Origin of the sequence: Lysinibacillus sp. HST-98 (assembly GCF_016757845.1) — a bacterium.
Lineage (GTDB): Bacteria > Bacillota > Bacilli > Bacillales_A > Planococcaceae > Lysinibacillus > Lysinibacillus capsici.
In genome coordinates, this window is the sequence record NZ_JAENHX010000008.1 from 54,797 (window position 1) to 77,829 (window position 23,033).

25 protein-coding genes and 1 riboswitch are annotated in these 23,033 nt (G+C 35.8%); of the genes, 17 read left to right on the forward strand and 8 right to left on the reverse strand.

Features of this window, described 5'->3' with window-relative positions; genetic code table 11:
• Window positions 1-164 precede the first annotated feature (164 nt).
• Window positions 165-211: riboswitch (PreQ1 riboswitch) on the forward strand.
• Between the two features lie 123 nt (window positions 212-334).
• The 5 genes from queF to JIN86_RS17045 all read left to right on the forward strand — a co-directional run bounded on the left by queF (window position 335) and on the right by JIN86_RS17045 (window position 3,375).
• A complete protein-coding gene (queF, locus tag JIN86_RS17025; protein ID WP_202342436.1) occupies window positions 335-835 on the forward strand; it encodes a preQ(1) synthase in 501 nt (166 codons plus the stop codon).
• A 104-nt stretch (window positions 836-939) separates the two neighbouring features.
• Window positions 940-1,599, forward strand: coding sequence for a 7-cyano-7-deazaguanine synthase QueC (gene queC / locus JIN86_RS17030; RefSeq protein ID WP_202342437.1), 660 nt, complete (start codon window positions 940-942; stop codon window positions 1,597-1,599).
• A gap of 3 nt (window positions 1,600-1,602) precedes the next feature.
• A complete protein-coding gene (queD, locus tag JIN86_RS17035; RefSeq protein ID WP_202342438.1) occupies window positions 1,603-2,073 on the forward strand; it encodes a 6-carboxytetrahydropterin synthase QueD in 471 nt (156 codons plus the stop codon).
• Window positions 2,066-2,794: a 7-carboxy-7-deazaguanine synthase QueE gene (queE, locus tag JIN86_RS17040; RefSeq protein ID WP_202342439.1), complete on the forward strand. Its 729-nt coding sequence runs from the start codon at window positions 2,066-2,068 to the stop codon at window positions 2,792-2,794. The genes queD and queE overlap by 8 nt, the downstream gene beginning before the upstream one ends.
• A 41-nt stretch (window positions 2,795-2,835) precedes the next feature.
• The gene (locus JIN86_RS17045; RefSeq protein ID WP_202342440.1) at window positions 2,836-3,375 is read left to right on the forward strand and encodes a VUT family protein; all 540 of its coding nucleotides are present in this window, start codon (window positions 2,836-2,838) and stop codon (window positions 3,373-3,375) included.
• Between the two features lie 128 nt (window positions 3,376-3,503).
• On the opposite strand, the gene JIN86_RS17050 is transcribed toward JIN86_RS17045, so the two are convergent.
• Window positions 3,504-4,694: an MFS transporter gene (locus JIN86_RS17050; protein WP_202342441.1), complete on the reverse strand. Its 1,191-nt coding sequence runs from the start codon at window positions 4,692-4,694 to the stop codon at window positions 3,504-3,506.
• A gap of 241 nt (window positions 4,695-4,935) precedes the next feature.
• Between JIN86_RS17050 and JIN86_RS17055 the strand changes: the two genes are divergently transcribed.
• A complete protein-coding gene (locus tag JIN86_RS17055; RefSeq protein WP_202342442.1) occupies window positions 4,936-6,183 on the forward strand; it encodes a TerD family protein in 1,248 nt (415 codons plus the stop codon).
• Between the two features lie 61 nt (window positions 6,184-6,244).
• Here JIN86_RS17055 and JIN86_RS17060 read toward each other — a convergent pair whose 3' ends face one another.
• Window positions 6,245-7,222, reverse strand: coding sequence for a tRNA dihydrouridine synthase (locus JIN86_RS17060; RefSeq protein WP_202342443.1), 978 nt, complete (start codon window positions 7,220-7,222; stop codon window positions 6,245-6,247).
• A gap of 223 nt (window positions 7,223-7,445) precedes the next feature.
• On the opposite strand from JIN86_RS17060, the gene JIN86_RS17065 reads away from it, so the two are divergent.
• From JIN86_RS17065 to JIN86_RS17085, 5 genes are all read left to right on the forward strand, one after another.
• A complete protein-coding gene (locus JIN86_RS17065; RefSeq protein WP_004233418.1) occupies window positions 7,446-7,658 on the forward strand; it encodes a hypothetical protein in 213 nt (70 codons plus the stop codon).
• Window positions 7,659-7,916: 258 nt separating this feature from the next.
• Window positions 7,917-9,785 (forward strand): leucine-rich repeat domain-containing protein, encoded by a 1,869-nt coding sequence (locus JIN86_RS17070; protein ID WP_202342444.1) that lies wholly within the window; start codon window positions 7,917-7,919, stop codon window positions 9,783-9,785.
• Between the two features lie 170 nt (window positions 9,786-9,955).
• A complete protein-coding gene (locus tag JIN86_RS17075; RefSeq protein WP_202342445.1) occupies window positions 9,956-10,597 on the forward strand; it encodes a peptidylprolyl isomerase in 642 nt (213 codons plus the stop codon).
• Between the two features lie 198 nt (window positions 10,598-10,795).
• Window positions 10,796-11,350 (forward strand): sigma-70 family RNA polymerase sigma factor, encoded by a 555-nt coding sequence (locus tag JIN86_RS17080; RefSeq protein WP_004233423.1) that lies wholly within the window; start codon window positions 10,796-10,798, stop codon window positions 11,348-11,350.
• A complete protein-coding gene (locus tag JIN86_RS17085; protein WP_202342446.1) occupies window positions 11,347-12,435 on the forward strand; it encodes a DUF4179 domain-containing protein in 1,089 nt (362 codons plus the stop codon). Before JIN86_RS17080 ends, JIN86_RS17085 begins: the two co-directional genes overlap by 4 nt.
• A gap of 44 nt (window positions 12,436-12,479) precedes the next feature.
• Here JIN86_RS17085 and JIN86_RS17090 read toward each other — a convergent pair whose 3' ends face one another.
• Window positions 12,480-12,812: a BRCT domain-containing protein gene (locus JIN86_RS17090; protein WP_004233428.1), complete on the reverse strand. Its 333-nt coding sequence runs from the start codon at window positions 12,810-12,812 to the stop codon at window positions 12,480-12,482.
• 112 nt (window positions 12,813-12,924) lie between these two features.
• Between JIN86_RS17090 and JIN86_RS17095 the strand changes: the two genes are divergently transcribed.
• A complete protein-coding gene (locus JIN86_RS17095; protein WP_004233430.1) occupies window positions 12,925-14,469 on the forward strand; it encodes a histidine kinase N-terminal 7TM domain-containing diguanylate cyclase in 1,545 nt (514 codons plus the stop codon).
• 53 nt (window positions 14,470-14,522) lie between these two features.
• On the opposite strand, the gene gnd is transcribed toward JIN86_RS17095, so the two are convergent.
• The 4 genes from gnd to JIN86_RS17115 are packed head-to-tail and all read right to left on the reverse strand — an operon-like array spanning window position 14,523 to window position 19,576.
• Window positions 14,523-15,923 (reverse strand): decarboxylating NADP(+)-dependent phosphogluconate dehydrogenase, encoded by a 1,401-nt coding sequence (gene gnd, locus JIN86_RS17100; protein ID WP_202342447.1) that lies wholly within the window; start codon window positions 15,921-15,923, stop codon window positions 14,523-14,525.
• A gap of 25 nt (window positions 15,924-15,948) precedes the next feature.
• Window positions 15,949-17,295, reverse strand: coding sequence for a GntP family permease (locus JIN86_RS17105; RefSeq protein ID WP_202342448.1), 1,347 nt, complete (start codon window positions 17,293-17,295; stop codon window positions 15,949-15,951).
• A gap of 15 nt (window positions 17,296-17,310) precedes the next feature.
• Window positions 17,311-18,852, reverse strand: coding sequence for a gluconokinase (gntK, locus tag JIN86_RS17110; protein ID WP_202342449.1), 1,542 nt, complete (start codon window positions 18,850-18,852; stop codon window positions 17,311-17,313).
• A complete protein-coding gene (locus JIN86_RS17115; RefSeq protein WP_202342450.1) occupies window positions 18,845-19,576 on the reverse strand; it encodes a GntR family transcriptional regulator in 732 nt (243 codons plus the stop codon). The genes gntK and JIN86_RS17115 overlap by 8 nt, the downstream gene beginning before the upstream one ends.
• A 235-nt stretch (window positions 19,577-19,811) precedes the next feature.
• Between JIN86_RS17115 and JIN86_RS17120 the strand changes: the two genes are divergently transcribed.
• Complete coding sequence (locus JIN86_RS17120; protein ID WP_202342451.1) at window positions 19,812-20,018, forward strand: hypothetical protein; 207 nt, start codon at window positions 19,812-19,814, stop codon at window positions 20,016-20,018.
• Window positions 20,019-20,190: 172 nt separating this feature from the next.
• Window positions 20,191-20,463 (forward strand): hypothetical protein, encoded by a 273-nt coding sequence (locus JIN86_RS17125; protein WP_004233441.1) that lies wholly within the window; start codon window positions 20,191-20,193, stop codon window positions 20,461-20,463.
• A 68-nt stretch (window positions 20,464-20,531) separates the two neighbouring features.
• Here JIN86_RS17125 and JIN86_RS17130 read toward each other — a convergent pair whose 3' ends face one another.
• Window positions 20,532-21,023, reverse strand: coding sequence for a hypothetical protein (locus JIN86_RS17130; protein WP_202342452.1), 492 nt, complete (start codon window positions 21,021-21,023; stop codon window positions 20,532-20,534).
• A gap of 155 nt (window positions 21,024-21,178) precedes the next feature.
• On the opposite strand from JIN86_RS17130, the gene JIN86_RS17135 reads away from it, so the two are divergent.
• The 3 genes from JIN86_RS17135 to JIN86_RS17145 all read left to right on the forward strand — a co-directional run bounded on the left by JIN86_RS17135 (window position 21,179) and on the right by JIN86_RS17145 (window position 22,942).
• Entirely contained in the window at window positions 21,179-21,328 is a 150-nt protein-coding gene (locus tag JIN86_RS17135; RefSeq protein ID WP_225340543.1) for a hypothetical protein, read from the forward strand.
• Between the two features lie 124 nt (window positions 21,329-21,452).
• Window positions 21,453-22,010 carry an RNA polymerase sigma factor gene (locus JIN86_RS17140; RefSeq protein ID WP_004233446.1) on the forward strand — a complete coding sequence of 186 codons (558 nt, stop codon included), beginning with the start codon at window positions 21,453-21,455 and terminating at the stop codon, window positions 22,008-22,010.
• A complete protein-coding gene (locus tag JIN86_RS17145) occupies window positions 22,007-22,942 on the forward strand; it encodes a hypothetical protein (protein ID WP_202342453.1) in 936 nt (311 codons plus the stop codon). The genes JIN86_RS17140 and JIN86_RS17145 overlap by 4 nt, the downstream gene beginning before the upstream one ends.
• Window positions 22,943-23,033: the final 91 nt, after the last annotated feature.

Here is a 23,033-nt window from a genome sequence, read left to right on the forward strand (position 1 = left end):
TTAATTCTATTTTCCTAGTAATTTAATAAAAAAGTAGAACTTTCAAATGAGTATTGACTTACAGTAATTCATACTTTTTATCATTTAAGAGTTTTATAAAAAATCCATTTGACGTTCTGTATTATTTTTTGTACGATATGGAAGAAAAGAATGCCCGGACTAGAACGGGAGAGGTTCATAGCTGATACCCTCTATAAAAAACTATGGAAACATGACAATATGCCATGTCCATATCGGACGTGGCTTTTTTATGTTTTTACTTATGTTTTAATAGACTGATTGGTGATGCCTCTCTTGAAAAGTGTTGGGAAACATTTTACAAGGAGGTTTTTTTATGTCTGGCAGAAGTCATGAAGAAGGATTAAAGGATTTAACCCTATTGGGTAATCAAGGTACAAAGTATTCCTATGATTATGCACCTGAGGTATTAGAGGTGGTGGATAATCTTCATGCTAATCGAGATTATTTTGTTAAGTTTAATTGCCCAGAGTTTACTAGTTTATGTCCGCTTACAAATCAGCCGGATTTTGCTACGATGTACATTTCATATATCCCAGATAAAAAAATTGTTGAAAGTAAATCTCTAAAGTTGTATTTATTCAGTTTTAGAAATCACGGCGATTTTCATGAAGATTGCGTGAATATCATTATGAACGATTTAATTGCACTACTTGATCCAAGATATATAGAGGTTTGGGGGAAATTTACTCCACGTGGGGGTATCTCGATTGATCCATGGTGTAACTATGGGAAGCCAGGAACGAAGTACGAAGAAATCGCCAATTATCGTTTAATGAACCACGATCTTAACCCAGAAAAAATTGATAATCGATAAATGAAGCAAGAAAGAGGTTTTTAGCTACCCTCTTAAAAAAACTAAGAAGAAAGCAGCACTTTTTCTTAGAGTGCTGTTTTTTCGATATAAGGGAGTCTTTATAGATGAAAAAGAAAAAAGCAATTGTAGTATTTAGTGGAGGTCAGGACAGCACAACTTGTTTGTTCTGGGCAAAAGAACGCTTTGAAGAGATTGAGGCAGTAACTTTCGATTATGGTCAAAGGCACCGTCTTGAAATTGACTGTGCGAAGGTGATAACAGAGGAGCTTGGTATCAAGCATCACATACTTGATATGTCTCTCCTGAATCAACTTGCTCCGAATGCATTGACGCGACAAGACATAAAGGTGAAGGACGGAGAAAATGGTGAGCTCCCATCAACTTTTGTGCCTGGCCGCAATCTCCTTTTTCTTTCATTTGCGGGCGTTTTAGCGAGCCAAGTAGGGGCCAAGCATATTGTAACAGGTGTTTGTGAAACTGATTTTAGTGGATATCCGGATTGCCGAGATGTCTTTATTAAATCCTTAAATGTAACGTTAAATTTATCGATGGATGATTCCTTTGTGATTGATACACCCTTGATGTGGCTGAATAAGGCACAGACATGGGAATTAGCTGATCAGCTTGGGGCACTAGAGTTTGTACGAGAAAGAACGTTGACTTGCTATAACGGTGTCATAGCAGATGGCTGTGGTGAATGCCCAGCATGTAAATTACGAAATAAAGGGCTTGATGAGTATTTAAGTTATAGGAAGGAGTCTTAAGGCATGTCAGATTTTAAAATCGTTGAGAGACTCCAGAAAATTGATGTGAATATTCAAAGAAATCAATTGAACTACCATGCAAAGCGTGTTCTCATAAGCAAGGAATTTACCTTCGATGCTGCTCATCATCTACATCATTATGAAGGAAAATGTAAAAATCTGCACGGTCATACCTATCGGGTAGTATTAGGGCTGAGTGGCTACACAGATGAACGTGGTTTGTTAATTGATTTTGGCGATATAAAAGAAATATGGAAACAAAAAATAGAGATTCATTTGGATCACCGCTATTTAAATGAAACGCTTCCACCCATGAATACGACGGCAGAGAACATTGTTGTTTGGATATACGAAAAGTTGACTGAGGCCTTGCTTGATGAAGGATATAACGGTGTGCGTGTAGAGTTTATTAGGCTTTATGAAACTCCAACAAGCTATGCAGAAGCTAGACGGGAGTGGATGGAAGTTGAGTAAAGTACCTGTTATCGAAATTTTTGGGCCAACGATTCAAGGAGAGGGTATGGTGGTGGGCCAGAAGACAATGTTTGTAAGAACTGCGGGCTGCGATTATTCCTGTTCTTGGTGTGATTCATCGTTTACGTGGGATGGCAGTGGAAAGCATTTTATTGTCCAAATGACAGCGGAAGAGATTTGGTCTGAGTTGAAACGTTTAGGGGGCAATGGTTTTTCATTTGTCACCATTTCAGGTGGCAATCCTGCACTCAATCCGAATTTAGCAGAGCTTATTGCCATTTTAAAAGAAAATGACATAAAAATAGGGGTAGAAACACAGGGGAGTAGGTGGCAAAAGTGGATGTATGAGATTGATGAACTGACAATTTCACCAAAGCCTCCTAGTTCTGGAATGACCACAGACTACTCGGTGCTCTCTTATATCTTCGAAAAACTTAAAGATCGAAACAGCAATCACCATGTATCCCTCAAAATAGTTGTTTTTAATCAAGAGGATTACGATTATGCTAAACAAATTCACCATCGATATCCAATGATTCCTTTTTATCTTCAAGTTGGTAATGATAATCTCACGACAACTGATAATTCACAATTAATAATGCATTTATTGGATAAATATCGTGCGCTGATTGATAGAGTAATGAAGGATGAGGATTTAAGAGATGTTAAAGTACTGCCACAGTTACATGCCCTTGTGTGGGGAAATAAAAGAGGTGTGTAGGGTGCTCTTACAAAAATTAAATTTACTTAAGGAGTAATAGTTTGAGAATATTATTTTATTTATTATCTATTGTTATTGCTAATGTAGTGACGGCAGCATTTGCACCTTTACATTTTGGTATGTTTATTGTTCCAATGGGAACGCTTTTAATTGGGGCAACCTTTATTTTTCGGGATCTAGTACAAAATAAATATGGTAGAAAAAAGACGTATGTATTTATTATTACAGCGTTAATTTTATCAGCCGTGGTGTCATTCCTACTAGGTGATACACTTTTAATTGTGGTAGCCTCAGCACTATCATTTGTTGTCGCTGAAACGGCCGATACTGAAATTTATACTCGATTAAAATTACCAATGGCTTGGCGTGTGTTCTACAGTGGTATTGTTGGAGGATTTTTAGATTCTGCAATTTTCGTAGTAATCGGCTTAAGTCCACTTGGTGCCAATATATTGCCGTGGGAAGCGGTACCTGCCGCCATTTTTGGGCAAATTATTGTGAAGACAATTATACAAATGGTTGGTGCAATTATTTTAAATAAAGTTGGACCAATGAAAGAAAAATATATTATTTCAGAATAAATCTTTGGAATATTCATCCTTATTATGAAAATACAGATCACAAGTAAGCTTTTTAATAACAGGCCCATTCGCTTTATTCGAATGGGTCTGTTTGATTTATATTCTTTCTAAGGTACCTCTTGTATTTTTTATGCGGTTTTCTTTTGTTTAAGGTCTAAATGATAACTAAAGAAAGTTAGTAGACTTGCACCGACGGCAACTATACCACCGACCCATGTGACATTCATCAAATTTCCTTGATGATATACAATGCCGCCTAATGCAGACCCAAAAGCGATGCCTACGTTACTTGCCACTGGCATAAGAGAAGCAGCGAGTCCTTTAGCATCTGGTTTGTAAATTTCGGCCAAATCTATTAAATAAAGCTGAGTAGATGTTGTTAAAAGGATGGCCATTAGTGACATTAGTCCGATGTTCGCTAATCCTAAAATAAAATGGTTTGTTGTCCAAAATAAACTTGTCAATGCAATAGCTTGTACGAGAAAGACAAACCGAAGTCGGCCGATGGCATTGTGAGTGGCAATTTTACTGGCAAGAATGTTGCTGAAAATCGAAAGAAAGCCGTAGCCGAATAAGATTAAACTTATAGAATTATTTGGTGCGCCCATTCCCTTTAAAATAGGAACAAGGTACGTAAAGACTGCATAGGTTGCACCAAACCCGAGAGCAGGAATGAAAAAGGCAATTAAAATTCGAGGCTGAATCATTAAAGAAAATTGATCCCGTATTGAGCTTCGTACTTGGCTGAGTCGAGTAGGTAAGACAAAAAAAGATGCCGCAAACGCCAACCCTCCGAGAAGAGTGGTTAACATAAAAGTGGCATTCCAGCCGTACCATTCAGCGATTACAATTCCAATGGGTACTCCCACTACATTGGCCAGTGTAAAACCACCGAAAACAAATGATATAGCAAGGCCGCGTTTATTAATGGGCATGGTTTCGCTTGCAACAATCATGGCTAGAGAGATTAATACACCTGTTACAATCGCGGTCATAACCCGAAGTATAAGGAGCATAATATAGCTCGTTGAAATTACACATAGAGCATTTAAGGCAATGAAGGAACCTATCAAAAACAACATCCATTTACGCTTTGGAAAATGGCTTGTTGCTGACATGACGAGTGGTGTAGCGATGGCAAATGTGATAGCGAACGCAGAAACGAGTGTGCCTGCTTTTGCATTTGTCATATGAAGGCTTGAAGAAATATCAGTTAAGATCCCGACAATAACAAATTCGCTTGTCCCAAGAACAAATGTTAATAATGTAAGTGTTAAGATAAGTAACCAATGTCGCTTGGATAACTGTGTATGATCCATAAATACCTCTTTCTTTAATGAATGTAACTGTGTTATTTAATGACACACAATTTAAACATCATATCATAAAATGTTTTTATGAGAAATTAGATTAGTTTTACGATATGCCAGTGTTTGTTTCCGACTATTTTCCTATAAAGAAGGATTTTGTAAATATTACTCGAATTTTTTATTAGAAGAGTAACTTTAAAATTTTATCTATTTTGTATGTATAAATAATAAGGGGAAAAGGGGGATTCACATGATTCAATTCCTTCAGATGGGAGCAAATACAGTTATAAGTTCCCAAAAAGGTAGTGTGACTATTAGCTACGAAATGTCTAATTCGATTGATATTTCGTTAACTGCATTCCTTTTAACGGATGCAAATAAGGTACAAGGAGATAGCGGCATTATATTTTATAATCAACCAACTAGCTTATCTGGTGTAGCTACCCTGATACCATCTGAGAATGTAGGGAATATAAAAATACATAAAATGAATTTTGACATGAGTAAAATCCCTGAAGGTATTACTAAAATAGCGATAACACTTACAGAAGATAATAGCAGAGGTTTTTCAAATGTGAAAAATTTAAAGGCAGAAATACGTACTGATAACAATGTTATCAATTTAGCACCAGCTAATTTTGCAAATGAAAATGGCATCGTAGTATTAGAATTATATCTAAGAAATAGTCAGACAAAAGTGAGATCTATATGGCGCGGATTTGATTCTGGGTTAGAGGGGTTATGTAAAAATTACGGTGTTGAGGTTGAACCTGAAGAGCAAAATAATCTTTCTGAATCAACAACTATAAAAAAACAAATGCTGATAGAACCTGATCAATCACAAAATTTTCTAGAAAATACAAATAGACAAAGCATGTTGTCAACGGTAAATCTTGAAAAGGTAAAGGGGAATGTCAGTCTCAGCAAAGGTCAAAAGCCAGTTATCATTGATAAAACGCCTGAAATTACTGCTACGGTATCATGGAAAACTGGTACTGACTACGATATATATGCTTTAGTCTATACAAAGGATGGTCAGCAGATCGATGTAGCTATGTTTGGGGCGAAAAAAACACCTCCACTTAGGAGTTTTCACAACGGGGTAGTCGAACACATGGGGGATGTTGGGAGAGATGCTGGTTCAACAAAAACTGAAGTAATCAAATTGAGATTAAATAATAATGTTCTAGCTGTTGTTCCTGTGGTTTATTCCGCCCAATCAAATGGCACAGGCTCCTTCTACAGATATAAGGTATCCATGAGTATAGATAATCATAATGGAACCTCCGTTACTATTTTTGCTAAAAATGCTAATAATAATGATAGAATTTATTCCTGTGTGCCTGGAATACTTCATAATACTCCAGATGGTGTGATTATCAACCCATTAGAGCTTTATAGTGAACCGAATTCAGAACGTAGACCTAAGCTGAAGATGGGCTCTTCTAATATGGTAGAAGTTCTAATGGATAAAGGCCCAATAAATGATTACAAGTAAACAAATAAAAGGGAGATTGGCGATAGCCAGTCTCCTCTTTTTTGTCACAACTTAATAAAGGTTACTCCTTTAGTTCGTGGGCAATGTACGCAGCTAGTAATTCACGGACTTCAACCGTAGAATGTGCACTCAGTAATTGAACTCTCAATTGACTAGCCCCTTTGAAGCCACGTACATATATTTTAAAGAAACGTTGTAATGCTTTAAATGAACGTGTTTCGAATTCCTTGGAATAATGGTCATGAAGATTAAGATGTAGGTATAGTAAATTAAGGTATTCTTTGGCGCTATGCTCTTTAGGTTCTTTTTCAAAGGCAAATGGGTTTGAGAACACACCGCGACCAATCATTACACCATCGATACCGTATTGCTCAACTAGTTTTAGACCTGTTAAACGATCAGGAATATCACCGTTGATCGTCAGTAATGTGTGGGGAGCCACTTCATCACGTAGTTTTTTGATATCTCCAATTAATTCCCAATGTGCAGCGACCTTGCTCATCTCTTCCCGTGTACGGAGATGAATAGAAAGATTGGCGATATCCTGTTTTAAAATATGTGTAAGCCACTCACGCCATTCTGTTATATCCGTAAAGCCAAGTCTTGTTTTGACACTAACGGGTAAGCCTCCTGCTTTGGCTGCTTGAATAATATCTGCGGCTAGTTCAGGATGAAGAATTAATCCAGCTCCTTTACCTCTTTCTGCTACATTATCAACTGGGCAACCCATATTAATATCAATTCCCTTAAAGCCAAGTTCCTTCATACCAATACTCATTTGACGAAAATGTTCAGGGTTGTCCCCCCAAATATGTGCAACAATAGGTTGTTCATCTTCTGTGAAAGCTAAGCGGTTTCGTACATTATCTAACCCATCTGGATGACAATAGCTCGTCGTATTGGTGAATTCCGTAAAATATACATCGGGTCTCCCAGCCTCCTGAATGACATGACGAAATACAACATCTGTCACATCCTCCATTGGAGCTAAAATGAAGAATGGCCGTGGTAAATCAAGCCAGAAATTTTTTTGATTCATTGCTAAAAATCCTCTCTTTCCAAAATACTACCTTGCAAAAAGATATCATATTTACTTTATTTCTACATAGTTAATTGGCTTAGCTTAAGGAGAGAAATGCATGCTTGTAATTAGACTTAGGTTCTTTTAGATTAGAAAGTAACCATAAATATCCATCAAAATCCTGTATTATCCATAATGATATAATATGTAATATAATGTAGAAATTTAGGGGGGTGTTGAAATGGCAGAATATGAGTATAAAACAATTGGTATGAATGATATACCCACAATGGCTGAATTACTCATAAATAGACAGAGCCTTGAAGGTGAAGTATATCCATTTCTAAACAACAGCTGTCTTAATGCTGAACATATAACAAATACGCTTAAAAACTTATTTGCTCATAATACTATTAAGGGGATTGGAGGAATATCATTACAGATTGGAGAATAACTAATCTTGCTGCATCAACATTTTGGCCTAAGTGCGGTTTTAAGCCAGTAGCCTATAGAATGGTTAGGTACATTAACAGTGATATAGCCTGGGCAAACGTTCATAACCCAAGTATAGGATTATTGTAAATCTAGTTAAGTATTTATCGGCTAGACATTTCAAATTTAGTTTTAGATTGCTTGTCTATATTTCGTAAATATTGACATTTATTTTTTAGACAACTAAGCTTAATGGAAAAATAGTGCTGGGGGGCTGCCAGTGGAATTTATTAAATTAAATTGTCCAAATTGTAATGGAAAAATTGAATATAAAGAAGAGCAAACATTCAAATGTCCTTTTTGTGACACGGAAATCATGTTGAAAGAGAATAAAATTTATTATGTTGATCAAACGATTAATAATTATTATGGAACAGCTTCTCCTCAGACAACATCCCGTCCAAAAACAAATTTAAAGCTACTCTTTATGATACCAATTGTCATGATGTGTGTATTCCTTGGGTATTTTCTTTTAAGTAGTAATCAAACAGAGGATGGAAAACGTGAAGAACTATCCGTTCGAACAATGCCTGAAAGTGAAGTTCTTTTGTTCTTTTTAAAAGATATTTTTGATAAAGGTGGGACGATGCCAGCAAAAGAAGAGATTGCAAGTATTCGATATTTGGCTGCCTACTATTCTGACGATCAATGGCATTTTGATTATAGTCTAGAAGATCCTTTTACAAATAAGGAAGCTAAAATTTCTACTTATATCATTATGGATAAATTATTAAATACGCAAAAAATTGAACAAAAGGACTTTGAGGCTTTTACTGGATTAACGGTTTTAAAGCTCATGAATGATTATGAAATATCACAAAGTGAAAAAGTAAGCTTCCAACATCTTGAAAACTTAAAAAGTTATACAGGTAGTTTTAATGAATCATTTAGTAAAATCGCAGGATATTTTAGTGATAAGTCAAATGTTAAAGAGCTCTCTATCCAAATTAGAAGTAATGATGAACTTGCTTTATTATTAGAGTTCCCCAATCTTCAATCTCTAGAACTATCTTATGTGGCTGAAGAGGTGACAGATTTTCAGATTCTAAATAAATTATCGCTGAAATCACTTTCCTTAAAATCAATTAATGATTTAAAGTGGCTGTCTACACTAACTAATCTAGAGTCGTTAGCATTAGACATTAGTGAAGCTACAGATTTTAGCCCACTTTACTCATTGACTCAATTACAAGAATTGAAGCTTACGTCAGTAAGAAATTTAAAAACGCTTGATTTTATACAAAACATGCCTAAACTACAATCTTTAGATCTTGAAAACATGAATATCATCAATTTAGATAGACTTAGAAATATGTCATCTTTAACAAAGCTACGTTTAGCTTCTCCTGGTCAAGTGGAATTGTTGGATATGGTTAACAGTCTAACGTCATTGACAGAGTTATCGTTAACTGGCTATCATGGTGATATTTCATCGATTGTAGCGCCCCATTTGAAAAAAGCAGAGCTGAAGAGTTCATTTTTACCAAAGCTAGAGGCACCCGCTTTAAGAGATTTGACGGTTTCTATAAGTGGATCGGATTCGCAATTGAATGGTGCAGAACTACTGAAATACCCACAGCTAGAACAGCTTACAGTCATGGAGTATGGAACTCTTAAAGGTATTCGTTCATTAAATGACCTACCTCATTTGCAAACAATCAATTTAAATGAGACTCTCTTTTATGAAACCAATGACTTATTCAATTTACAGCATGTAAAAATGTTAAACTGTCATGAATGTAATTTTCAGGTGAATAGTAAGCCACTTACGAACAACGTGCTGGAGCATTTAACTTTAAATGATGTCTCCATTCAAATTGGTAATGGGGAATGGGTGCAAGAAGTAGATAAGATCATGCCTTATTTTGCTGGCTTTACAAATTTACGATCATTCACTTTACAAGATAGTTCACTACAATCGTTAAATTTCTTGGGAAATTGGCAACAAATAGAGGTGCTTCATTTAGAAAATAATGCCATTTCAAATGTAGAACCCTTAGTGAATTTGCCTAACCTAAAAAAACTATATATTTTAGGGAATCAGGTACAAAATCAATCTGTATTAGACAAAGGGATTATGATTTATTGAAATAATGTCAATTAATAGTCATGTAATGTTGCAACCTACGAAAATAATATACTAGAAATAAAAAGAGAGGCAATGACAGAAATACTCTGTCATTGCCTCTCTTGGATTTGTCCTACAGTTTAGATAGTTTTATAATGAAAGGATGCTTAACAAGAGGAGTTGAAAAGGATATGTTCGTACGTAATAAAGGTTTGTATTTTATGCTATCTCTACTAGCCATTATTGTTGTTTTGACAGGCTGTGGTACAACTAAGGAAACACAAGAAGCAGTGGATTACGCGTCAAAAGTGAAGGAAAATCCAATTGTGACAATTACGATGAGCAATGATGAAAAAATTGTTATTGAATTGGAGCCTACTGTAGCACCAAATACAGTAGCTAACTTTATTGCTTTAGTAAAAGATGGTTTCTACGATGGTCTTATTTTCCATCGAGTTATTCCTGATTTTATGATTCAGGGTGGAGATCCGAAAGGGAATGGTACTGGAGGGCCTGATTATTCGATTGATGGTGAGTTTACCTCAAATGGATTTGAAAATAATATGAAGCATGAACGTGGTGTTATTTCGATGGCTCGTTCAGATGACCCAAACTCAGCAGGCTCACAATTTTTCATTATGGTAAAGGAAGCATCACATCTAGATGGGAAATATGCTGCTTTTGGCAAGGTAATTGCAGGTATGGAAACAGTTGATGCCATTGTTGGAGCAGAGCGAGATGCTACAGATAAACCACTCGAAGATCAGCAGATGAAAAAGGTAGAGGTGGATACAAAGGGCTTTGATTATCCAGCACCTAAGGTAAACAAGTAGCTTGCGTCCCAATGCTATTAGTTAAAATCTAAAAGTAAATATAAACATTAAAAAGGCTAAATCAATTGAGATTTGGCCTTTTATATTTGTTAAAAAATTGAAATTATAAATATTTTTGAGTAATATGAGAAGAAATTTAAGATTGAACGATGTTTTATATAAAGAATCCTTTATGTTTGTGGAAGAAAGGGTGTTTGCATGAGGGTAACAGATGAGAATTTTATAAAGCATCTTAAGAAAAAACGGGAAGAAGCACTTCAATATGTCATTGATGAATATATGGGGATTGTCAAAGCGATTATTTATAATGCTCTAAAATCCTATAATGATCCTCAAATAATAGAGGAATGTATTAGTGATACATTTCTAGGGGCTTATGAAAATGCTAAACAATTTAGAGGCGATAAAGAGGATTTTAGAAAATGGATTTGCACGATAGCAAAATTTAAAGCCATTTCGAAACAAAGAAGGTTGTCTAAAACGCCATATTTTTATGAGCTAAATGAACCAGGTGAAGCCACAATATCGGCTGAAGAGGCATACTTCATCAAGACAACGACAGAAGAAGTGCTCATCATGATGACGCAATTAGAGCAGTTAGACCGTGATATTTTTACGATGAAATATTTTTTAAATATGAAAAACGAAGAAATTGCTATTCATTGTGGTTTAACAAAAGCCGCTATTGATAATCGATTATATCGTGGGAGAAAAAGATTACAGCAAATTCGTTTGGGGGGAAGTATGACATGAAAAAGCTATATAAACAATTTAATGATTTAAATCTTGATATAAATATAGAGCCGATGGAAGTGAGCACGCTTGAAAAAGAGAGAGTGAAAAGAAATGTCATGATGGTCAAAAAGAAAAGGCATTTCATTAAAAATTTTATTGTTGCAGCTACTTTTTTTATTGCATCCAGTATGACACTTAGTTATACATTTCCTACATTTGCTGCAAATTTACCGTTTATCGGAAGTATATTCGAATTGTTTATTGATGATGAAAGGTATGTATTTAACAATTATGATCATTATTCTACAAGTGTCGGAGTGAGCCAAGAAAGTAATGAAGTTGAAGTCACTGTTACTGATGCTGTATATGATGGCGAAAATATTACTATTGCTTACACTATTAAAAGTGAAAAGGATTTAGGAGAAAGGCCAGTTTTATATGGTGAAAATGGTGAATTAACTGCTGAGGAATTTGGTAATAGGTATCGATATGACGGCTATTCAACAAATTATTTGGTTCAAAAGATAAACAGCAATGAGTATGCAGTATTGTATATTTTTGAACTCATTAGAGGCTCTAAGCCCGAGGAAGTTCACATTAATTTTCAAGGAGATCAAATTGTTGATTTAAATAATGTAAATAATTCAGTAGCAGGAGACTGGTCATTTGAATTTACTTTAGAGAAGCTTGAAAGTGAAACAATAAAGGTGGAAAAAGATAGTATGAAAACAGAAGGGAAAGGTATAAAAATTGAAGCTTTTAAAATAACGAAAACACCTATCGCTACAACATTTTATCTTTCCGAAGAAGTCTTGGTGGAGAAAGAAAATGAAGCTTGGCGAGGAGTTCTCATTGACTATATTGTGACAGATGATTTAGGGAATGATTATAATGTCATGCATTTTAGAGGAACTGGTCATAGTACAGATTTCAAAGGGCGTGAAAATTTCCCTCGTATTGTTGTAAACAAATTTGATGAACAAGCTACCTCGATTATGATCACGCCTGTAGTAGGTGTATACAAAATTAAGGATAGTACAGGAGCATTAGAACCGATAAAAGAGCCATATAAATTAAAGCCTATTGCTGTTCCAATAAAGTAAAAAATTAAAAGAGTATGTAGGAAGAACCACCTTACATACTCTTTTTACTTATCATCTTTCTTTGGGATCGAAATAAGCCATAAAAAATCATCTTCTATTAACATTTGAATGTCTTGTCCCTGACGGATTAGCTGCTCAGCTTTATGCTGCTTGGCGCTTATACCCCTACGTTTATTACCAAGAACAACGAAATCAGTATGTTGTGTAACAGCTCCCTGTAAATACCCTCCATATGCTTTTACTTGTTTGGCGGCTTCGGATCGTGTCATGGTAGAAAGGGCGCCTGTGAATACAATTTGTTTGTTATAAAAGGGGTGGGTTAGATTTTCAATTGGATCAGAAAAGAAAATGATTTCTGAGTTATCCTTATTGATCATATTCGTTACTCCTTAAAAATTCATTTTTAGATGCAATTTAATCAATAAATAAATCCACAAAATTTTATATGTATGCTACATTAAAATTAAAAATATAAAGAGGTACATAGACATGAATTCGCAATTGACTGCTTTCATTACTCTTAGCTGCACATCAGGTGTACTAAATTTGTATTTATGTTTATACGTATTTCTAAAACGCTACAATTATACAAAAATTGCTCAATTGTTTATTAGTTATACAGCACTAATCGCGGTGTATTGTTTTGCCTCTGCTTTTGGTTTAATCGCTACAACATTAAGTGCCATAAAGGTTTGGACGGCCATCCAATATGTAGGTATGGCTTTTTCAACGCCTCTCGGATTATTGTTTATCATGCAATACCTAGGCTTTCATCTGACAAGGAAAAAGATAATGGCTCTTCTTGCCATTCCATTTATTAGCTTAATCATGGTTGCTACAAATGATATACACCATTTTCATTATAGAGTATTTGAAATAGATCCTATATTAGGTGCACCTTATGTTCATCAGGAAATTGGCATATGGTATATCATTCATGGCATATTTACTTTTGGCTGTATGTTCGTATCTTTTTTATTAGTATTAATCCATTGGAAAGAGACTACTAAGTCCTATCGGCAACAATTAATTGCCTTAATGTGTGGTCAACTAATTCCTATGATAACAGCATTCATCTATTTATTGGGCTTAACACCTCAAGGAGTTGATCCTGTTCCGATGGTATTATGGGCTTCGTCATTTTTGTATTTATGGTCTATTAATTCCTCCCGGTTATTTAGGGTGTTGCCTGTTGCCAAGGATGCAATATTTCATAGTATCAATGATGGGGTTATTGTGTTAGACGAATCTGCCCGATTAATAGAGTTTAACCAAGCCTGCAGCAAGGTATTTCCTCAGCTAACCAGATCCATGATCAGTAGGGATATTAGGAAAACATGGCTTGAAGTAACTGGACAACCGATGCCATTTACATTGGAGGCAGTAGTGAATACGCAAGACATCGAGATGGTGCTTTCTGATCATACTTATCAAGTGCGCGTTACAGAGCTGCAACATGTTAATCATGGTAAGGGGTTATTACTTATTTTCACTGATATAACAGAGTTAAAGGAGCTACAAAGACAGTTAGAGCAACTGGCTTTTTATGATGAACTTACACAAATTTATAATCGTCGAGCTTTTTTTCAACAATGTAATCAAGCTTACAGCGAGGCAAGAGAATCATCATCAGCTTTTACGGTCATTTTAATGGACATCGATCATTTTAAAAACGTCAATGATACATATGGGCATGCTATCGGTGATCAATTACTAGTTCATGTCGTAAAGGTTTGTCAGAGTGTGTTGAAAAATGGAGAACTGTTTGCACGGTATGGTGGTGAAGAATTTGTTCTTGCGCTCAAGGACTCTACATTATTAGAGGGGCAAGCATTAGCTAACGTGCTCTGTAATAGCGTAGAATCCCAGCCACTTATGACTGCTGAGGGAGCAATTCGTGCTACCATTAGCTGTGGTGTAGCTGAAGGTACAAAGGGACAAGAGACACTGTATCAGCTTTTAAACAATGCGGACAAAGCACTGTATGCGGCAAAACAAGCAGGACGTAATCGAGTACATGTTTTTCTAGAATAAAAAAGCTAAAATATACAATCATTGAGGCAATGATGTATATTTTAGCTTTTTACTTACCAATTTGTATGGAAAACACCTTGTGCATCAATTCGTTCATACGTATGCGCACCGAAATAATCACGTTGTGCCTGTAACATATTAGCATTAGATGAACCTGTTCGATAACTATCGTAATATGTGAGAGACGCACTTAAGCATGGGAACGCATTTCCTGCTTGGATGCCTTCACAAACTATTTTTCTTAATCCATTTTGATAGTCCATCGTCTTTTCTGCAAAGTATGGATCAATTAATAAATTATTTAGTGAAGGTTGCTTTTGATAGGCTTCACTAATAACATTTAAAAATTCTGCTCGAATAATACAACCACTACGGAAAATTAATGCTATATCTTTTAATGGTAAATTCCATTCATAAAGCCCAGATGTCATTTTATATTGTGTAAACCCTTGCGCATAAGCACATATTTTCCCCATATATAGAGCTTGGCGGACGTATTCAACCCAGACATCTTTATCTAGATTTTGTTGTTTATAATTTGGCCCAGATAGTATTGCCTCTGCTCGAATTCGTTCCTCTTTTAATGATGAAATATAGCGAGCGAATAAGGCCTCCGTAATAATTGATGTAGGAATACCATTATCTATAGATTGCAGGCTTGTCCATTTCCCAGTACCTTTTTGACCAGCTTTATCTAGAATCATATCAATTAGTGGTAATCCTGTTACCTCATCTTTTTTCCTTAAGATTTCAGCTGTTATTTCAATTAAATAGCTTTTCAATTCGCCCTGATTCCATGTTTCAAAAATAGTAGCAATTTCCTCAACGGATAATCCTATATTTTTTCTTAAAAACGTATAGGCTTCTGCAATGAGTTGCATATCTGCATACTCGATTCCATTGTGTACCATTTTAACGAAGTGACCTGCGCCCTTAGGACCAATATAAGTACAGCATGGTGTATCATTTACTTGCGCTGCAATCTTTGTCAGTATAGGTGCTACTTTGTTATAGACCTCTTGATCACCACCAGGCATGATAGATGGGCCTGTCAATGCTCCAACTTCACCACCAGAAATACCAATCCCTAAATACCCGATTCCTAAAGCTTTAAGTTCATCGTATCTTCGCTCTGTATCTTTATAATGAGAGTTGCCGCCATCCATAATGACATCCCCCTTTTCAAGGAAAGGCACTACTGACTGAACAACTGAATCTATGGCATTACCAGCTGTCACCATCAAAAAGATCTTTCTTGGTTTTTCTAAAGCTTGTACAAACTCTTCTATTTCATAGTAGGGAGTAAGCGCTTGTCCTTCGACTTTTTGTAGAAGTTTGTCGGTTAAATCCCGTGTGTAATTATAAACGGCTACTTGCTCGCCCTTATTAGCCATGTTTAAAGCGATATTACTGCCCATAACGCCTAAACCGATAACGCCAATTGTATTTAACATTGTGCTTGCTCCTTTTTAACTTTTTTTAAACAAATAAACTTAGTAATAAAATAAATCCTAAACCAGCTACAGATACAATTGTTTCTAGCAAGGTCCATGTAGCAAATGTTTCCTTCATGCTTAATCCAAAATACTCCTTAAACATCCAGAAACCAGCATCATTGACATGTGAAGCAATTAAGCTTCCTGCACCTGTTGCCAGTACGACTAAAGCAAGATTCACATCACTCTGACCTAACATTGGGATGACTAGCCCAGCTGTTGTTAAAGCAGCAACCGTAGCTGACCCTAATGAAATGCGTAAAATAGCCGCAATAATCCATGCTAGTAAAATTGGCGATAAGGTAGTTCCATGGAAGAGTTCAGCTACATAATCACCGACACCACCATCGATTAAAACTTGTTTAAAGGCCCCACCGCCCCCAATAATTAAGAGCATCATACCGATATGGGAGATTGCAGTTGTACATGACTCCATTACTTGCTTAATAGGAATTTTCCTTGCGATACCCATCGTATAGACGGCAACTAATAAGGAAATTAACATGGATGTACCAGCTTCACCGATGAAGCGGATACCTGCTAAGAAGCCATTATCTTCAAAGCCAATTGTTTTTTGTAACAGTGTAATAATAGTAGCAATGGACATTAAAATAACGGGTAATAGTGCAGTGAAAACACTTATTGCAAAACTCGGAGTGTCCTCTAGTTCAAATGTTTTTTGGTCACCTAGAGAGGTAATATTTCCAATTTTGTTGAATGATTCAGGCACTAACCTTTTCGCTAATTTTGTAAATAAAGGCCCTGCTAAAATAACAGTCGGAATGGCGATGATAAAGCCGTAAAGCAACACCTCACCAATATTTGCCCCAAATTCACCAGCGATAACGGTTGGCCCTGGGTGTGGTGGCAAAAATCCATGTGTGACAGATAAGGCTGCGGTCATTGGAATTCCCAAATATAAAATAGAAACCTTTAATTGTCTTGAAATAGCGAAGACAATTGGGATTAATAGCACAAGACCTACTTCAAAGAACAGTGCGATACCGATAATAAAGGATGCTGCTACAACTGCCCATTGAATGTTCTTTTCTCCAAACTTATTCACTAGGGTCATGGCAATACGCTGTGCACCCCCAGAATCGGCAATTAATTTTCCTAGCATCGCACCAAGACCAAATATTAATGCCAAGTGGCCTAATGTTCCACCTAACCCTGCTTCAATCGTTTTTACGATGCCATCTAAAGGTATGCCAAGAGCTAATGCCACACCGAATGAAACCATGATTAATGAAATAAACGTATTTAATTTAAAGACCATTATTAAAATTAACAGCGCGATAATACCAATACCTACAATAACTAATGGCATGTATTCTCCTCCTCTTTAGTTGGGCTTAATTAAGCTCCTTTGATACTGAGCAATTGACGCATAGTCGTCTGCTAATACTCTAGATAAACGAATGAAAATTGGGAGTAGCTGTCTATATTCTTTGGCCGCCTCTTCAATTGGCGTATGTTTAAAAGTGTCTCCAACCATGTCAGCAACAACGTCAAAGGAATCGATTTGTCCCATAGCATATAACCCTAAAATACAAGCGCCGAGACAGGAGCTTTCATAGCTTTCAGGAACTACCACTTCGGATTCAAAAATATCTGCCATCATTTGTCTCCAAATCTCAGAGCGTGAAAAACCACCTGTTGCTTGAATACGAGTGACGGGGCTTTCCATGCATTCTAATAATGCTAAATAGACAGTATATAAATTGTAGATAACCCCTTCTAGGGCAGCTCGTATCATATGTTCCTTTTTATGAGACATGGTTAAACCAAAAAATGAACCGCGCACATCTGGATTCCATAATGGCGCACGTTCACCTGATAGATAGGGATGGAATAGCAGTCCATCAGCACCAGGTCTAACACGTTCAGCAATTTTCGTTAACACTTCATATGGATCAATACCTAGTCTTTTAGCTGTTTCAATCTCAGAAGAGGCAAACTCATCGCGAATCCAGCGCAATACCATACCACCATTGTTTACGGGTCCACCAATGACCCAATGGTTTTCTGTTAGGGCATAGCAAAAAATTCTACCCTTTACATCTGTTTTGGGCTTATCAATTATGGTACGAATAGCACCGCTTGTCCCAATAGTGACAGCAATTTCGCCTTCTCGAATGGCGTTCACACCTAGATTAGAGAGCACGCCATCACTTGCGCCAATAACAAAAGGTGTTTGTGGGTCAATACCAATTTGTTTAGCTAAAAGGTCATTGCAATTCAAAAATAGTTGAGTTGTTGGTACGAGTGTTGATAATTGTGCTTTCGCAATACCTGCAACAGCTAAAGCTTCTTCGTCCCAATCTAAGGTATGGAGATTCATCATACCCATACACGAAGCTAATGAATAATCGACGACATATTGATCAAAAAACTTTTTAAAAATGTATTCTTTAATCCCGATATATTTCTTTGTTTTGCGCGCGATTTCAGGATGTTCATGCACAAGCCAAGTAATTTTGCTTAGTGGTGACATTGGATGAATAGGTGTACCTGTTCTTTTATAAATTTCATGACCATTCCAATCAGCTTTAATTTTATGTGCCCATGCTTCACTACGATTATCTGCCCAAGTGATGACAGGTGTTAACGGTTGATCATTTTCGTCCATAGCGATCACACTATGCATAGCACTACTAAAGGAAACAAATAGTAATGGTTTATCAGAATGAACTTTCATAATGTTGGTAATGGCTTGTAGTACAGCTTGAAAGATTTCTTCTGGATTTTGTTCTGCTGTCGAAATATCCGGTGTATATAATGGATACCCGATATTTTCCTGTTGAATAACCTTCCCATGTTCACTAAATAATACGGCCTTAGTGCTAGTAGTCCCTATATCAACACCTAACATATAGTTAGTCATTTTGTGGCTCAACCCCTTTAGATAGCATCTGCTGTGACCGCCATAAATCTTCTACTTTACCTTGAACATCATCAAAATTTTCATGTAAGGATGTAATCATAAGCTCTCGATCTTTGGCTCTAATAGCATCAATATAGAGTTCATGATTTTTCACAATACGAGTAAAATCTTCATATTTCTCTTTAAAGCGCATGCGCATAGACAGCAAAATCAAGCCTTCCATTACTGGCTTTAAATTATTCCAAATCATGGTGATATAGGAATGTCCGATGGAGCGAATAATTGTCTCATGGAACATAACATCCTGATAAGAAAATTCGTCTGCATCGTTATACTTAATGGCAACCTTCATCATTTCTAATGTTTTGCTAAGTTCTAGTGCTAAGTTATTTGTATCCATTTTTATGAGACGTTCAAACACAAATGTTTCAATCAGCAATCGAACATCATAAATTTCTTCAATCTCTTTTTCCGATAACCCAATGACAACAGCACCCATTTTCTCTAATCGAATGATATTTTCAGAAGCTAATATTCTTAAGGCTTCACGAATGGGTGAACGGCTTACTTCAAAATCAGCTGCCAGTTTGTTTTCTGAAAGAATGGTACCGCTTTCAATTAAACCTGAAATAATACGCATTCTAAGTTCATATGCTACGCGATCACCTGTAGAAGCCTTAGAAAGCCACTTTTGTGGATATAGATAATCATTATATTCGCTCATACTATCACCTTTTTTATTTTGAGTATACTTGTATACAAGTATTATAGTCAGAAAGAAAATAAGATTGCAAGCGACTTACTAGCAATCAAAAAATGAAAAGCCTCAACTTTATACTTAGCTAAATAAAATAATTAATGCACATTCTTTTGTACTGCTTGGACAAACTTTAGAATGAAAAGTTCATAAAACATATACAAGGTTTTAAAGCTTTTCAAATAATCGATGAAGGATGGTTATGTCAAATATGAATACAAAGCGTAACAAACCAGATGGTACGAAAAGTGCAAAAAAAACAAATCAACAGCGTCAGACACTTCATCGTGAGGAGTTTGGTGCTGAATTTGAGCTTGATTCAGCTTCAGCACAAATCAATAACTTTGCTGAAACACAAGGAAAAACAGATATCAAGCAACCAGTCAGTGAGAGGACTGCATGGCACTAATTTATATTTGACAACTATTCATGACATTGAGAGAAGGACTAAGGCATATGCCTTAGTTCTTTGATTATAGCCTGGGAAATATTGTGTTTATTTTCTTCCATACATATTATCAGAGCATTTTATAATACTATATCTAGAGCAAAAAAACATTGAGAAGGGAAGATATATAACATTGGCTAAGCACTCCGATACAAGTTGGAAGCAGGATCATCCTAGCACATTGTTTAGTAACTCCGTGCAAAAGGCGGATCGTCTATTAAAGCATGCAAAATCACATCCAGAGGAAATAGCAATAGAACATGCATTTAATCAGATTAAGCATGCTGAAAATGCACGTTTCAATGCAGAACAATATGGTGAGCATTTGGATACTGTTCAGCAAAATAAAGAATATCTAGAGCAGATTAAACAACAATTACATGAAATGAAAAATGATACTGAATAAATAATAACAGTCAACAACGGCTTAAATTCACGTAGTGAGGTTTAAGCCGTTGTTCAAATATGATTAAATTAACACCAAACAATGATTTCATAGGGAGTGGTTTGAGCAGGAATACTCCTAGTGGTAGGGCCATAAACAACAATGAGGTTTCGATTGGCAGGACTATTGGTAAAAGGCTGCCCATTTTTAAGTGAAATAATCGTAGTAGGAGAAAGGTTTAATTGTAATTGTCCATCACTACTCAGTAATTGTTGATTAAAGAAATCTACCTTTACATTATGATAATTGCTTTCTTTAACAATAATCAAAGCACGATATTGAGGCGGGTAAATCATCGGTACAGGTGCATCCCCATCATAATAACCTGTTACCCATTCACCAGTTGTGACAATTTCACGATTAACAAAATAGGTGGAGGGAGAAATAATAAAATTGACAACCCCACCAGCACCATCTTCTAAGGTCATTATTCTATAACAACCGTTCTTATCTCCGTTTTGCCCAACAGGAAAATCACTGATTTGAGTGATAACACCTCGAAAAGATTTAAAATTGACCATACCCATTCCCTTCTTACATATTTCTCGTTTTTAGCGTATCATTTTAATTTATGTAGCATTATAAAATTAGGTGACAGACAATGAATAGGATGCTATTTGATAGCAATCAACTTATACTAAACATGCTTACTATTAGGTCAGAGGAGTGGCATCTATTGAATTGGATTTCTAAAAATAAGAAAATCTTTCTATTGTTAATTTTCGTTGTTATTGTCGTCGCTGGTATACTGGATATTAAATATGAGGGATTATTCTTTCAGCTATTACCTACATCAATACAAACATTTTTAACTAATTTATTTTGAAATGTGGAGAACCGTACCTAAAAGAGTGCGGTTTTTTCATTAGCAGAATTTTTGTCACAACATGCAACCAATTGTTTGGATTATCTACTTTATAAGTAAGAGTACATAAAAGGAGAAAATGCAAATGGACGATGAAAAAATAGTTGCTTTATACATACAACGCTCACAGCAGGCTATTTTGGAAACAAGGAAAAAATATGGAGCATACTGTAGAGTAATAGCAAGAAGAATCTTGGCAAATTTGAGGGATGTTGAAGAATGTGAGAATGATGCCTACCTAGCTGCATGGAATACAATTCCTCCACAGATACCAAGAAAACTATCTATTTTTTTAGGAAGAATCATACGTAATATTGCACTTGATAAGCATAGCTATAATACAGCCAAAAAGAGAAATAATGAGTTTGAGGTCATTCTCACAGAGCTGGAAGAATGTCTAGCTTCTTCTCATACGGTAGAAACATCCTATGAAGCGGGTGAACTTGCTCAATACATTAGCCAATTTTTATATACCTTAGATGAACAATCTAGAAATATATTTATTCAGCGATATTGGTATTCCTATTCTATAAAAGATATTTCCTTACACTTTCAAATGAGTAGTAGTAAAGTTAAGTCCAACTTATTTAGGACACGTAATAAACTAAGATTTTATTTGGAAGGCGAGGGGTTATCTATATGAAAAAAGAGGAGTTATATCGTGAAATTGGATTTATAGAGGAAGAGTTAATTGAAGCAGCCAACTATGGAGTAAAGAAGAAAAGTTTTTCTAAAAAATGGCTCGCTGTGGTAATAAGTATGATGATCGTAAGCTCAGTTTTTACTGCCACAATAGCAGCAGCTTACTATAAACACCAAAATAATGAGCTTTATATTCGTTATTTATCAGCAGAGGATATGGAACTAATGCCAGCTACAAAATATGATGCAGATAAATTTCTAAAAGCTCTAGATAGTGACAAAGAGGAGTATATCTATATTGCAATAAATAGACTAGTAGAGAGCTATAATGATGAAAAGTTGAGGAATAAGGCGTTAAAGGCTATTCAGCCATTTATACAAAGTGATAACAAAAAAATTGCGAATGCGGCTATTTTTGCTGTCGATATTTTATCAGGAAGCTTTAAAAGTCAGCAGGTATATAAATTAGCAGATGGGAGCGTCTTCTTTACTTTATTCAATAATTATTCAGATTACGGAAGCCAAAATGTTCTTTGGCGTATAAAAGATGATGTGCTAGAGGCATATTCTAGCTTCTCCAGTCCATCAATGTATATTAAAGAAATAATCCCTTCACCTGATCAGAAATTAATTGCTATTGTCACGAACTCTAATAAAAGTGAATTTGTTGAAGTCATCAATGTGGAAGAGCGAATGGTAAGCCCAGAGTTAGTAGAATCTTCAAGGGTTAAATATGGTGCTGAGCAAGGGTTAGATACGTGGATACGAACAGATCATGAAAACTATAGCTATGTGGATCATCTTAGATGGAAGGGAGATGCTACAATAGAATTTGAAGCTAGTCTCTCCTATGAGGATACGGCGATTATTAAAAACGTGGTAGTCACTTATGAAGTTAGCCAAAAGAAATTAACTGTTAAAGAAATTAAATAAGAAGCAGATAAAAACAGAAAACGTATTAGAGGTTTTCTGTTTTTTCAATAGTATTGTAGAAATAAATCAATTAAAAAGGGAGTGAATGATC

Coding starts and splice junctions, on each gene's coding strand:
- queF (WP_202342436.1), top strand. CDS start 335: ATGTCTGGCAGAAGTCATGAAGAAGGATTAAAGGATTTAACCCTATTG.
- queC (WP_202342437.1), top strand. CDS start 940: ATGAAAAAGAAAAAAGCAATTGTAGTATTTAGTGGAGGTCAGGACAGC.
- queD (WP_202342438.1), top strand. CDS start 1,603: ATGTCAGATTTTAAAATCGTTGAGAGACTCCAGAAAATTGATGTGAAT.
- JIN86_RS17050 (WP_202342441.1), bottom strand. CDS start 4,694: ATGGATCATACACAGTTATCCAAGCGACATTGGTTACTTATCTTAACA.
- JIN86_RS17055 (WP_202342442.1), top strand. CDS start 4,936: ATGATTCAATTCCTTCAGATGGGAGCAAATACAGTTATAAGTTCCCAA.
- JIN86_RS17060 (WP_202342443.1), bottom strand. CDS start 7,222: ATGAATCAAAAAAATTTCTGGCTTGATTTACCACGGCCATTCTTCATT.
- JIN86_RS17065 (WP_004233418.1), top strand. CDS start 7,446: ATGGCAGAATATGAGTATAAAACAATTGGTATGAATGATATACCCACA.
- JIN86_RS17075 (WP_202342445.1), top strand. CDS start 9,956: ATGTTCGTACGTAATAAAGGTTTGTATTTTATGCTATCTCTACTAGCC.
- JIN86_RS17080 (WP_004233423.1), top strand. CDS start 10,796: ATGAGGGTAACAGATGAGAATTTTATAAAGCATCTTAAGAAAAAACGG.
- JIN86_RS17085 (WP_202342446.1), top strand. CDS start 11,347: ATGAAAAAGCTATATAAACAATTTAATGATTTAAATCTTGATATAAAT.
- JIN86_RS17090 (WP_004233428.1), bottom strand. CDS start 12,812: ATGATCAATAAGGATAACTCAGAAATCATTTTCTTTTCTGATCCAATT.
- JIN86_RS17095 (WP_004233430.1), top strand. CDS start 12,925: ATGAATTCGCAATTGACTGCTTTCATTACTCTTAGCTGCACATCAGGT.
- gnd (WP_202342447.1), bottom strand. CDS start 15,923: ATGTTAAATACAATTGGCGTTATCGGTTTAGGCGTTATGGGCAGTAAT.
- JIN86_RS17105 (WP_202342448.1), bottom strand. CDS start 17,295: ATGCCATTAGTTATTGTAGGTATTGGTATTATCGCGCTGTTAATTTTA.
- gntK (WP_202342449.1), bottom strand. CDS start 18,852: ATGACTAACTATATGTTAGGTGTTGATATAGGGACTACTAGCACTAAG.
- JIN86_RS17115 (WP_202342450.1), bottom strand. CDS start 19,576: ATGAGCGAATATAATGATTATCTATATCCACAAAAGTGGCTTTCTAAG.
- JIN86_RS17120 (WP_202342451.1), top strand. CDS start 19,812: ATGTCAAATATGAATACAAAGCGTAACAAACCAGATGGTACGAAAAGT.
- JIN86_RS17130 (WP_202342452.1), bottom strand. CDS start 21,023: ATGGTCAATTTTAAATCTTTTCGAGGTGTTATCACTCAAATCAGTGAT.
- JIN86_RS17140 (WP_004233446.1), top strand. CDS start 21,453: ATGGACGATGAAAAAATAGTTGCTTTATACATACAACGCTCACAGCAG.
- JIN86_RS17145 (WP_202342453.1), top strand. CDS start 22,007: ATGAAAAAAGAGGAGTTATATCGTGAAATTGGATTTATAGAGGAAGAG.